This is a genomic window from Exiguobacterium sp. s35 (genome assembly GCF_018617535.1).
GTDB lineage: Bacteria > Bacillota > Bacilli > Exiguobacteriales > Exiguobacteriaceae > Exiguobacterium > Exiguobacterium aestuarii.
Genome location: NZ_JACSKI010000001.1, coordinates 182,018 through 194,291, shown reverse-complemented (window position 1 = coordinate 194,291; position 12,274 = coordinate 182,018). Strand labels below are relative to the sequence as shown.

13 protein-coding genes are annotated in these 12,274 nt (G+C 50.7%); 2 read left to right on the top strand and 11 right to left on the bottom strand.

Annotated features, from left to right (window positions below):
• Nucleotides 1–65 precede the first annotated feature (65 nt).
• From KNO75_RS01015 to KNO75_RS00970, 10 genes are all read right to left on the bottom strand, one after another.
• Complete coding sequence (locus KNO75_RS01015; RefSeq protein WP_214819372.1) at nucleotides 66–977, bottom strand: hypothetical protein; 912 nt, start codon at nucleotides 975–977, stop codon at nucleotides 66–68.
• A gap of 542 nt (nucleotides 978–1,519) precedes the next feature.
• The gene (locus tag KNO75_RS01010; RefSeq protein ID WP_214819370.1) at nucleotides 1,520–2,032 is read right to left on the bottom strand and encodes a metallophosphoesterase family protein; all 513 of its coding nucleotides are present in this window, start codon (nucleotides 2,030–2,032) and stop codon (nucleotides 1,520–1,522) included.
• Nucleotides 2,033–2,037: 5 nt separating this feature from the next.
• Nucleotides 2,038–2,628, bottom strand: a complete 591-nt coding sequence (locus KNO75_RS01005; RefSeq protein ID WP_214695264.1) for an XTP/dITP diphosphatase — start codon at nucleotides 2,626–2,628, stop codon at nucleotides 2,038–2,040.
• Nucleotides 2,625–3,374: a ribonuclease PH gene (gene rph, locus KNO75_RS01000; protein WP_214819368.1), complete on the bottom strand. Its 750-nt coding sequence runs from the start codon at nucleotides 3,372–3,374 to the stop codon at nucleotides 2,625–2,627. Before rph ends, KNO75_RS01005 begins: the two co-directional genes overlap by 4 nt.
• Nucleotides 3,367–4,170: a glutamate racemase gene (racE, locus tag KNO75_RS00995; protein ID WP_214819366.1), complete on the bottom strand. Its 804-nt coding sequence runs from the start codon at nucleotides 4,168–4,170 to the stop codon at nucleotides 3,367–3,369. The genes rph and racE overlap by 8 nt, the downstream gene beginning before the upstream one ends.
• Nucleotides 4,171–4,283: 113 nt before the next feature.
• A complete protein-coding gene (locus tag KNO75_RS00990; protein WP_015881106.1) occupies nucleotides 4,284–4,547 on the bottom strand; it encodes a phosphocarrier protein HPr in 264 nt (87 codons plus the stop codon).
• A 74-nt stretch (nucleotides 4,548–4,621) separates the two neighbouring features.
• Complete coding sequence (locus KNO75_RS00985) at nucleotides 4,622–5,062, bottom strand: acyl-CoA thioesterase (RefSeq protein WP_074032771.1); 441 nt, start codon at nucleotides 5,060–5,062, stop codon at nucleotides 4,622–4,624.
• Between the two features lie 8 nt (nucleotides 5,063–5,070).
• Nucleotides 5,071–5,859, bottom strand: a complete 789-nt coding sequence (gene sdhB / locus KNO75_RS00980) for a succinate dehydrogenase iron-sulfur subunit (RefSeq protein WP_193343274.1) — start codon at nucleotides 5,857–5,859, stop codon at nucleotides 5,071–5,073.
• An 8-nt stretch (nucleotides 5,860–5,867) separates the two neighbouring features.
• The gene (gene sdhA / locus KNO75_RS00975) at nucleotides 5,868–7,625 is read right to left on the bottom strand and encodes a succinate dehydrogenase flavoprotein subunit (RefSeq protein WP_074032768.1); all 1,758 of its coding nucleotides are present in this window, start codon (nucleotides 7,623–7,625) and stop codon (nucleotides 5,868–5,870) included.
• A gap of 16 nt (nucleotides 7,626–7,641) precedes the next feature.
• Complete coding sequence (locus tag KNO75_RS00970) at nucleotides 7,642–8,259, bottom strand: succinate dehydrogenase cytochrome b558 subunit (protein ID WP_015881102.1); 618 nt, start codon at nucleotides 8,257–8,259, stop codon at nucleotides 7,642–7,644.
• Nucleotides 8,260–8,481: 222 nt separating this feature from the next.
• Here KNO75_RS00970 and KNO75_RS00965 point away from each other — a divergent pair, with 222 nt between their 5' ends.
• Nucleotides 8,482–8,874 (top strand): YslB family protein, encoded by a 393-nt coding sequence (locus KNO75_RS00965; RefSeq protein ID WP_243834707.1) that lies wholly within the window; start codon nucleotides 8,482–8,484, stop codon nucleotides 8,872–8,874.
• A 208-nt stretch (nucleotides 8,875–9,082) separates the two neighbouring features.
• On the opposite strand, the gene uvrC is transcribed toward KNO75_RS00965, so the two are convergent.
• Nucleotides 9,083–10,873, bottom strand: coding sequence for an excinuclease ABC subunit UvrC (uvrC, locus tag KNO75_RS00960; protein WP_214819364.1), 1,791 nt, complete (start codon nucleotides 10,871–10,873; stop codon nucleotides 9,083–9,085).
• Nucleotides 10,874–10,943: 70 nt separating this feature from the next.
• Here uvrC and KNO75_RS00955 point away from each other — a divergent pair, with 70 nt between their 5' ends.
• Entirely contained in the window at nucleotides 10,944–12,257 is a 1,314-nt protein-coding gene (locus tag KNO75_RS00955) for a dihydrolipoyl dehydrogenase family protein (RefSeq protein WP_214819362.1), read from the top strand.
• Nucleotides 12,258–12,274 lie beyond the last annotated feature (17 nt).

Genomic DNA, 12,274 nt, shown 5'->3' with positions numbered 1-12,274 from the left:
TATACCGTACAAAAATGTACAACAATCCGTATTATAGCATAAATCCTCGGTATGCACACAAGGATTTAGTCTAATAACGCCTGTGTGAAGCGCAGATCCGCCTCTAAAATCGCAGCTGCCAAACCGTCGACTGCCTCGTCATGCAAAATCGCTTGTTTCGCCTGTACGAGCGCCTGCTCCACGTCCGCCATTTCAGCCGGCACATACGGATAATGCGTATACATATAGTTCATCAACAACTGAGTCCCGATCTCATCGCCCTCAACTGATTTCTGAAGCGAGAGGACGGTCTTCTCCCACGTCTCGATGTGCGATGTTGCCTCCATTTGCGACATCTCGTTCGTCGAATCCCCATCCGACCACTTGATGACCGCCAGTTCGGCAAAAGCTTTCTCTAACACGATTAATTTGACGAGCTTCGGTCGCTTGGATACGAGTAGCTCATGCAGCACATTGTCGAGCACCGAATCGATATTGAAATGAACATGTTGCAACGCCTCGATTTGTTCCCCTGTACTGCCGCGCGTCAACGTCCGTTTCAATTTGGCGATTGCCGCCGGAAACTCCGTCATCTTCAACACTTGAAGCACTTGATGCGCCTGTGTGTTGACCGTATCTTTTTTGTCTTGCCATTCGAGGTACTGGTTGATCCAGTGCGCCGCTTCAAACGGCTGGTCCCGCATGATGTAATACTGCGCGATCTGTAATCCGCCCGAAGCCGGTTCTTCCGCTTCCGCCATCTGGATGGCGACGAGTTCCTGCAACTTCTCGAGCGTTTCCGGGTCGTCCGGTTTTTCCATCGCACATTGGAAGATTTCCATGAAAATAAACGGGTCACCCGGAATCGCCTGATACCAATCCCATAAAATCGGTTCAATCCGCTGTCGTTCCCCAGAAGCATCTGCTTCTTGAATCATCTTATGCAGACGCGACCAATTCCCGGGGAACGGATAGTCCTGGTCCTTTTCCTTCTCCATCTTCCCTCACCCTCTCTTCCATTCCCTTTCATCTTCCTTTAGGACGCGATTCCTTGTCAATCGATTTCCCGGAAAATGAAAAAAGAGACGTTCTCCGTAGAGAGCGTCTCTATTTTAATGGAAGCGTCCCAAGAGGGATTCGAACCCCCGACCGACGGCTTAGCTTACCACCATGACTTTCGTCACCAACATCGTGTTGTTTGTAGTCTGGACTATATCTTCACCATTTCAGGTGCGACACGTGTAGTCTCTACGGAACCTCACGAGCACGATGCTCCTCCATTGATTCTACCTCTATTTCCATAGACATTCGAATCAACTCGACCCGACCAAGCGGGAATGAGTTTCCTCGGTATTACCATCAGCATAATCTGTTAAGGCTTCACCGATATAGTGTCGTCCACTTTATAGGTTTCTGTTTCCCTATAAAGGCTCCTATTTGTCTTGAAGGCCGTTGCTCTATCCTGCTGAGCTATTGGGACATTGACATGAAAACTATAATAGAAAAATGGTTTCCTGTCAATCGATTTCCCATTCGAAACTCATAGTTTTCCTGCGATGTCCAAATCTTCGACGTGAGAACCGTCTTCCGAGCGATAAAAACGTACCGCTGCTTTCCCTTTTTCTAAGTCAAGAAGCGCATACGTTTTGTCCGAACGTCCGCGTGGCATACGAATCGAACCCGGGTTGATGTAGACGACCCCATCCTCGATCAAAGCACCCGCCACATGCGAGTGACCGAACAAGACGACGTTCGCGCCGACTTCCTCCGCCCGGTAACGCAGCCGATTCAAGTCGAATTTGACGTCGTGATGATGCCCGTGGACGATGAGGATTGTGCCGGCATCCGTCGTCTCGATCCGTTCGAGCGGAAGGTCTCCACCAAAATCACAATTCCCACGGACCGTTCGATACGGCAATAGATGTTCATCAACAAGCGCAAGTTGTGAATCACCGCAATGGAACGCGTCATCAATCTCTGCCTCGTGTCGTTCAAAAATCGTTGTCAATTCTTCCGTCAGACCATGACTATCACTCACTATTAGAAAACGCATAAGCTTCATCCTTTCATGAATGGAATGATTTCTGCCTCCAGTTTTCGTAATGCCTGTCCACGGTGACTGACGACCGCTTTTTCTTCACGTTCTAGTTCAGCCGCCGTCTTGTGGAGCGATGGAACGATAAAGAGCGGGTCGTATCCAAAACCGTTCTCGCCACGTGGAGAATAGCCGATTGTCCCTTCAATCGTTCCGCGAACGGTCAACGTCTCTCCTGTCGGTTTTGCCAGACAGAGGGCACAGACGAAGCGGGCCACGCGATTCGTTTCGCCGTTCAATTTTTCAAGAAGAAGCGCATTGTTCGCCTCATCCGACTTTTCAGGACCGGCGAAGCGAGCTGAATATACACCAGGTGCCCCGTCGAGCGCGTCGACTTCAAGACCGGAGTCATCCGCCAGAACGGCATGCCCGAAATAGGCAGCTGCTTCCGTCGCTTTTAACGCCGCATTTTCTTCAAATGTCGTCCCTGTCTCATCTGTTTCCGGCGCATCCGGATAGTCGAGTAGTGATTCGACCTCAAATCCGAGCGGTGTCAACATCCCTTCTAGTTCTTTCACTTTTCCAGGATTGTGTGTCGCAATGATCAACTTCATAATGTCTCCTCCGAACGTTCTCCGACGTACCACCAAGAAGCACCGAGTGCCTCTTGTGCCGTCTTGAATAATGATGCGATTCCGTGTTGTGCAAGCGCGAGCATCTCGTTCATCTCTTGAAGCGTGAACGTCGCCTCTTCACCTGTCCCCTGAACTTCGACGAACCGACCGCTCGCCGTCATGACGACGTTCATGTCGACTTCAGCCGCCGCGTCTTCCATATAGTCCAAGTCGAGAACGAGTTCATCGGTACGTCCGACCGAGATTGCCGCGACACCTTCTTTGATTGGCGTATCGTCGAGCTTCCCTTGACGAATTAACCGGTCGACGGCGAGGACGAGGGCACAAAAACCACCCGTGATGGATGCCGTACGTGTACCGCCATCCGCTTGGATGACGTCACAGTCAATCCAAATCGTTCGTTCGCCTAGACGTTCCAAGTCCACGACCGAGCGGAGTGATCGGGCGATGAGACGCTGAATCTCCATCGTCCGACCCGATTGTTTCCCACGTACCGCTTCTCGGACAGTCCGGTCACCTGTCGCACGTGGCAACATCGCATACTCGGCATTGATCCAGCCTTGCTTCTTCCCGCGAAGGAAGTTCGGAACACGTTCTTCGACAGTCGCTGTACAAATCACTTTCGTATCACCAATCGAAATGAGGACAGACCCTTCCGCATGCTTATTCACATGAGGTACGATTTCGACTGTTCGTAATTCATCAAATCGTCTCGTATCACGCAATGCCGGTCACCTCGACTTTCTCCGCATGGACCGGACGACCGAGCCATTCGCTCGCTAGTCGGTCAAACAGTTCAATATCCCCCGTCGCATAAAAGGCATGGGATGGGACAGTATCTAATCCGTTCTCAAGCTCTTGATAATCAAGCATCGCTGCGACTTCAAGCGCCGTCTCGTCACCCGACGAGATGAGGTGCACGTTCGGTCCGACCACGTCCTGGATGACAGGCGCAAGAATCGGATAGTGCGTACAACCGAGAATGAGTGTATCCATCTCAGAAGATTGTAGCGGACGCAGCGTCTCTTCCACAATTTGACGGACGCGGTCTCCCGACACGTCCCCCGCTTCGACGAGCGGGACAAAAGGCGGGCAAGCGAGTGAGTACACGTCGACCTCACCAGCCACGTGACGAAGCGCCTTTTCATACGAAGCGCTCTCAATCGTCATCTTCGTACCGATGACACCGATATGTTTGTTGCGTGTCCCTTTGACAGCCGCGCGGGCACCTGGGTCGATGACACCGATGACCGGGATATCGAGGCGTTTCCGCGCCTCTTTCAAAACAACCGCCGTCGCCGTGTTACAGGCGATGACAATCATTTTGACGTCTTTCTTCAATAGAAACTCAATGAGTTCCCATGTATAAGCTTCAATCTCATCGTGCGGACGCGGCCCGTATGGACAGCGTTCCGTATCGCCGATATAGATGATTTCTTCTTTAGGGAGTTGGCGCATCAATTCTTTGACTACCGTCAACCCGCCGACTCCTGAATCGAGGACTCCAATCGCTCGTTTCATTTTGCATCACTTCCATTCTCACCTATCTTACCAAAAAACATCAGACGGAAAAAGAAACGTTCCCATGACAAAAAAAGACGAGGTCGCCAGTGGCGCCTCGTCCCTTACCCGAATTACTGAGCAAGACCTTCGCTAGTGAGCATGTCAGAAAGCGTGTTGATCGCTTCTTCTGCATCTTCACCTTCAGCAGTGATCTTGATTGTAGAATCTTTTGCGATACCGAGTGAAAGTACACCCATGATCGACTTCAAGTTAACTGTTTTACCATTGTACTCGAGGTTGATGTCTGATTGGAACTTAGAAGCTGTGTTAACCAACTGAGTAGCTGGACGAGCGTGAATTCCTGAATCAGCAACGACTGTGAACGTTTTTTCCATGAGATGATGGTCTCCCTTCAAAATTCAATTCTACAGGCGAACCGGCAGAATATTTTTTGTTTGTGAACTCATTATCAAATGATAGCGGATTCGCAAAAATTCTGCAAGCGGTTTTTATATTCCGGAGTCCATTCCGTTGGACGACCTTCCTTCGTCAAATGAACGAGGCTAGTTCGCCCCGCGAAGAGGAGTTGTTCTCCGTCATATGCCCCGTAATGAATATCACATGAAGTGTTTCCGACCGTCAAGATATTGGCATGCACGGTCAGCTGTTGACGTGGCATGACTTGTCGAACATAGTCACATTGCGCATCGGCGACGACGACAAACCCGTCCTTCAAGGAGAATCCTGTCGCTTCTAACAACTCGATTCGCGCATCTTCGAAATAGATGAACGGGATCGTGTTGTTCATGTGACCGTACGGATCGCACTCCGAAAAGCGGACTTTCACATCGAGGGCGACCCCTGCTTTGACACGTGTTTCCCAACCTGGCTCTCGAAAGTACTTGGTCATCGGCTCGCTTATGCCTCGACCGCAGAACCGGTGCGACCTTTGTCACTACCGAAGAACTGTTTGAACGAGTGAAGCGTCGTTTGACGGTTCATCGAAGCGATTGACGTCGTGAGCGGGATGCCTTTCGGGCAAACTTCGACACAGTTTTGTGCGTTTCCGCACTGCATGATGCCGCCGTCTTCCATAAGGGCTTCAAGGCGGTCTTCCGCGTGGAAGGCACCTGTTGGATGCGAGTTGAAGAGACGGACTTGCGAAATCGCAGCTGGACCGATGAAGTCCGACTTGTCGTTGACGTTCGGACACGCTTCAAGACAAACCCCACATGTCATACATTTCGATAACTCGTATGCCCATTGACGTTTGTTTTCTGGCATACGCGGTCCTGGACCGAGGTCATACGTTCCATCGATTGGAACCCATGCCTTCACTTTTTTCAACGCGTCGAACATGCGTTGACGGTCGACTTGAAGGTCACGGATGACCGGGAACGTCTTCATCGGAGCGAGGCGGATCGGTTGCTCGAGTTTATCGACGAGCGCTGTACACGATTGGCGTGGCTTCCCGTTGATGATCATCGAGCAGGCACCACATACTTCCTCGAGACAGTTCATGTCCCAGTTGATCGGTGTCGTCTTGTCGCCGTTCGCGTTGACCGGGTTACGGCGGATTTCCATCAATGCCGAGATCACGTTCATGTTCGGACGGTACGGCACCGTGAATTCTTCAGTATATGTCGCTTGATCCGGTCCATCTTGGCGTTCAATGATGAAGCGGATGTCTTTTTGTTCAGATTGCATTGGCGTCGTCATTTCGTCTTCGCCCCTTTCTTCGAGTAATCCCGTTTACGTGGCGGGATTAACGAAACATCGATGTCTTCATACGAGATATCGACTTCCCCATCTTTGTAACGTGCCATCGTCGTCTTCATGAACTGCTCGTCATTACGTTCCGGGAATTCCGGTTTGTAATGGGCACCACGGCTCTCGTCCCGCTTGAGTGCGCCGAGTGTGATGACGCGTGCGAGGTCGAGCATGTGGTCGAGCTGTCGAATGAACGATGCCCCTTGGTTGCTCCAGCGTGCCGTATCCGTAGCCGAGATGTTATGGAAACGTTCACGCAATTCTTGGATTTTCTTGTCCGTCGCTTCGAGCTTGTCGTTATAACGAACGACTGTGACGTTGTCCGTCATGAGTTCACCGAGTTCACGGTGGATTTGATACGCGTTCTCTGTCCCGTCCATCGCAAGGATGTCGTTGAAACGTTCGATTTCTTCACGCTCGTTGAAGTTGAAGAGTGCGTCAGAGACGCTTTCTGTCGCTTGGTCGAGACCACGCATATAGTTGACCGCTGCAGGACCTGCTTCCATTCCGCCGTGAACGGCTGAGAGGAGTGAGTTCGCACCGAGACGGTTCGCACCGTGCATCGAGTAGTCACATTCACCGGCTGCGAAGAGTCCAGGGATGTTTGTCATTTGATCGTAGTCGACCCATAGTCCGCCCATCGAATAGTGGACTGCCGGGAAGATCTTCATCGGTACTTTACGCGGGTCGTCCCCTACGAATTTCTCGTAGATTTCGAGGATCCCACCAAGTTTGATGTCGAGTTCTTTCGAGTCTTTGTGCGACAAGTCGAGGTAGACCATGTTCTCGCCGTTGACGCCGAGTTTTTGGTTAACACATACATCAAAGATCTCACGTGTCGCGATGTCACGCGGTACGAGGTTTCCGTATGCTGGATATTTCTCTTCGAGGAAGTACCATGGCTTCCCGTCTTTGTATGTCCAGACACGTCCACCTTCCCCACGAGCCGATTCACTCATGAGACGAAGTTTGTCGTCCCCAGGAATCGCAGTCGGGTGAATTTGGATGAACTCCCCGTTCGCGTAGACAGCACCTTGGCGGTAAACCGCTGCCGCTGCTTGTCCTGTGTTGATGACCGAGTTTGTCGACTTACCGAAGATGACCCCTGGGCCACCTGTCGCCAAGATCACCGCGTCCGATGGGAACGCTTTAATTTCCATCGAGCGCAAATCCTGACAGACCGCACCGCGGCAGATGCCTTCTTCATCGATGACGGCACGAAGGAATTCCCATCCTTCATATTTCTCGACAAGACCTTGTGCTTCATAGCGACGAACCTGCTCATCGAGTGCATAGAGAAGTTGTTGACCTGTTGTCGCTCCAGCGTATGCCGTACGGTGGTGAAGCGTTCCACCGAAACGACGGAAGTCTAAGAGACCTTCTGGCGTACGGTTGAACATGACACCCATCCGGTCGAACATGTGGATGATTTTTGGTGCATTCTCTGCCATTTTTTGAACAGGTGGTTGGTTGGCGAGGAAGTCGCCTCCGTAGACCGTGTCGTCAAAGTGTTGCCAAGGAGAATCACCTTCCCCTTTCGTGTTGACGGCCCCGTTAATACCACCTTGGGCACAAACTGAATGTGAACGCTTGACCGGTACAAGCGAGAATAGTTTTACCGGAACACCCATCTCTGCCGACTTGATAGTCGCCATGAGTCCAGCTAGACCGCCACCGATGACGATCAAACTTTGATTTGCCATGTAAAATTCCCCCTAATTACAAGATGCCTGCAAACGTCAAAATCGAACGGATGCCGACAAAAGATAGTGCCAAGAACACGACACCTGATACGTAGCTCATGAGACGTTGCGAACGAGGTGACTGTGTGATTCCCCACGTGATCGAGAACGACCAAAGACCGTTCGCAAAGTGGAACGTAGCCGAAAGGATTCCGACTATGTAGAAGATCAACATGAGCGGGTTGTCGACGATGTTTTGCATCATCTCCGCATTGACTTCTACCCCGCGTAATTTCGCTAAGCGCGTTTCCCAAACGTGCCATGCGATAAAGATCACGAGGAAGACCCCTGTGAAGCGTTGGAAGAGATACAACCAGTTGCGTGCGTATGAATAACGGTTCGAGTTAATCGATCCAAGAAACGCATAGTACACGCCGTACACTCCGTGGAAGATCATCGGCAATGCGATAATCGTCACTTCAAGGAAGTACAAATACGGTAAGTTCTCCATGAATTTTGCTGCTTTGTTGAATGACTCCACCCCATCGACGATGTAGTAGTTGACCGATAAGTGAACGATCAAAAACAAACCGATTGGAATGACCCCAAGTAGCGAATGGACTTTACGACTGAAGTAGTCACGATGCGCTGCCATTCTAGTTCCCCCTTTTCACGAGCATTGGCTCGTTTTGTCAATAAAAGCGTTTTCAAATGCAGATATAGCTTTCTGACTCCTATTCTACTCTTGTGAAAATTGTATGACAAGATAACCTAGCCGATTTGTGCCACATTCTTTTCAAAAATACAGGATGACCAAATTCCGATTGGTCGTTATAATGATATAGAGAGATTGGAGTGATGGGATAGAATGGAAACGATGAGCCAACCAATTTTCGCGATTGAACTTCTTCGCGACTATGTGTTGACGGACTTGCTTGGTGAAGATTACGCCCAAGTCATCTATTGGTCAGGAAAACGGGTCGCCCGCAAATTCCCGACGATGTCTGACGATGAACTGACTGCATTCTTCGATGAGGCAGGTTGGGGAGCGTTGACGCTCAAAAAGGAACGTGGGAGTAAATTTACATACGAACTCATCCCACCGCCCACGACCCAAGCCAAGGCGACCGGTTACTATCAGCTCGAAGCTGGATTTTTAGCCGAACAGATTGCAGGTCGTTTCCAGTGCGTCGCGGAAGGATATGCCGATCCCGCCCGAAAAACTGTCCAAATCACCGTCCAACTAGACCGGAAAGACGATTACGAATAAGAGTCGATGCGTTTCGCATCGACTCTTATTTTTGTTTCTGCTGAAGTTATTGACGCATGTAGAGACGGAATCCATTAAGTTCGTATTGATCAAACGTCACGTCTTCCCCTCCATAGCCCTGAGTCGCCTTACGAACGACCACTACAACATTTCCCGGAAAATGTCCGTTCTCTATCAGCCAATCGAGCGCTTTATATGTTCAACTCTTTCATTCATCCGTATCCTCATGCACATATTGAAGGACAGTCTCCGCCAGTTTTTCCGGTAGTCCCGCTTCTTTCAATTGTTCAAGCGAAGCCAGACGAATCTGTTTCATCGACCCGAAATGACGGATGAGCTGTTGACGACGTTTCGGACCGACTCCTGGAATCTCGTCTAAAATCGACTTCGTCATCTTCTTCGTCCGCAAGCTACGGTGGAAAGTGATGGCGAAACGGTGGACCTCGTCTTGCATCCGCTGTAATAGATAAAACGCACTCGATCGTGGATGGAGTTCTACGACCGCACCATGTTCTCCAAACAACAGTTGACTCGTCCGATGTCGGTCATCCTTTTTGAGTGAGCCGACCGGTAAGTCGAGTCCGAACTCGTTTTGGATGACGTCGAGCACGGCATTCAATTGTCCGATTCCTCCATCAATCAATAGGAGATCCGGTAGCCGCTTGTCTTCCGTCAACAGGCGGCGGAACCGTCGCCGCACGACTTCGCGCATCGTCTCATAATCATCGGGCCCTTGGACGGTCCGAATCTTATATTTCCGATACTCTTTCTTGAGTGGCTTCCCATCTTCAAAGACGACGAGCGCCGATACGGCGTCCGCCCCTTGAATGTTCGCATTATCGATGATGTCGACACGCGACAAGTTCGAAATGCCGATCGCTTCCCCGAGTTCACGCATCGCGAGTAACGTCCGCTCTTCATCCCGAGCGAGCAATTCGAATTTCTCATTCAAGGCGATCGTCGCGTTCTTCGTCGCCAAATCAAGCAATTGTTTTTTTGCCCCGCGTTTCGGTTGCATCACTTTCGTACCGATGGCGTCATTTAATAAATCGAGGCGGACCGTTTCGGGTACAAGAATTTCTTTCGGCACGACGTTTTGTTCATAGAACTGAACGATAAAACTTTCGAGCTCTTCCGAAGGTTCCCCGTGCATCGGGAAGAGAGAGACGTCTCGCTCGATCATCTTGCCACCTCGCATGTAGAACACTTGGACACACATCCAGCCCCGGTCAAGTGTATAACCGAAGACGTCTCGCGCCGTCGGGTCGGCCGTAATCATATTCTGTTTATTCATGATCGATTCGACCGCTCGAATCTGATCGCGTAGTTCAGCAGCCCGCTCGAACTGCATGTCTTCAGCGGCACGCCCCATCTCGACATTCAGCTTGGCGAGCGTCTCACTCGTCTCACCGTTCAAGAAACGACGAATCTCGTTGACAATCTCTTTTTGCGAATCCGTGTCGACCGCGAGCTCACAAGGTCCTAAGCACTGCCCGATGTGATAATAAAGACAGAGTTTCTTCGGCATCGGCTGACATTTGCGGAGTGGGTATAGTTTGTCGAGAAGTCGTTTCGTCTCGTTCGCCGCGTAAGCGTTCGGGTACGGTCCGAAATAATGCCCACCGTCTTTCTTCAGCTTACGAGTCGTCAACAACCGCGGATACGGTTCATTCGTGATTTTAATGTACGGATACGTCTTATCATCTTTCAGGCGAATATTGTACTTCGGGTCATGCTTTTTGATGAGCGTCATTTCAAGGAGCAACGCCTCGAGTTCGCTCGCCGTTACGATGTACTCGAAGTCACGGATCTCTGCGACGAGGCGCATCGTCTTGATGTCGTGTGCGCCCGTGAAGTAAGAACGGACCCGATTCTTGAGGTTTTTTGCTTTCCCTACATAGATGACCTCACCATATTCGTTTTTATGCAAATAGCAACCCGGTTCGTCCGGGAGCAGTGCCAATTTATGTTTAATGTGGTCGGTATGACTCAATTCCATTCACCTCAGTTTAGCTTCCTCCTGGACGGGAAAAAGAGTGTGATATCTCGTCAGAGGAGGATTTTATATTATGAAACGATACGATGTCATCATTGTCGGTAGCGGGTCAGCCGCGAGTCAAGCCGCCACGATTTTACGTGACGCCGGTAAAGAAATTGCCATCATTGAAAACTGGACGTTCGGAGGAACGTGTCCTCAACGTGGATGTGACCCGAAAAAAATGCTCGCCGAAGGTGCCGAACTACTCGCCCGCACGGAACGTATGCGCGATCTCGGCGTCGAAGGAAGCCTATCCCTCGATTGGTCGTCCTTTAAAAAGCGGATTGATGAATATCGCTTCTCGATTCCTACGTCAAAAACGCAACATTGGAACGAGATGAACATTGACTTATATCAGGGAGAGCCTCACTTTATCGATGAGGACTCCATCGTCATCGATGGTCACGAGCTCTCTGCCAACCAATTTTTAATCGCGACGGGTCAAACGCCACGCCCTCTCGATATCCCAGGTGGCGAACTGGCGATCACGAGCGATGATGTGTTCGACCTCGACGCGTTGCCTGAATCGATTCACATTGTGGGGGCAGGCTATATCGCATTTGAATTCGCCCATATTTTCCGGCGCTTCGGAAGTGACGTGACCCTTCTCATTCGTTCACGTGCGTTGAAGGCATTCGACCCGAACGTCGTCCATCGGCTCGTCGAGGAGTCGAAGCGAATCGGCATCACCGTCCGACATGACATCGAACCGACACGAATCGATGGGAACGTCTTAACGTTATCAGATGACTCTACCCTTGAAGGAGTTGTCCTTAACGCCACCGGGCGAATTCCAAGCATCGAGCGACTTCATCTCGATTCAGCCGGCGTCAATACCGATCATCATGGTGTTCAGGTGAACGAGCATCTCCAGACGAGTAATCCGAATATATACGCCGCCGGAGACGTCGCAAGCAGTCCAAACCCTGCGCTCACACCGTTCGCTGGTCAGGAAGGACGCCTCGCTGCATTGAACATGCTTCACGGGAATACACGGCCACTCCCGGAGCGTCCGGCGCCGACAATCGTCTATGCGACGCCGCCGATTGCCAAAGTGGGGCTCACTGTGGAGGAAGCAGAAGCCGAGGGCATCGACTTCGACGTGAAAGAAACGGACATGTCCCATTTCCTCACCTATTCACGCATCAATGACGCGACCGCCTATTCGAAAGTATTGTTGAGTGCGGAAGGTCATATTATCGGGGCACATCTGATTGGACACCATGCCCCGGAACTCATCAACCTGTTCTCTTTCATTATACAGAACAAACTGTCGCATCAACACGTGAAGCACTTAGAAGTCGCCTATCCGACGGCCGCCTCCGACCTAACCTATCTGATCTAAACAAAAGACGGGACTCG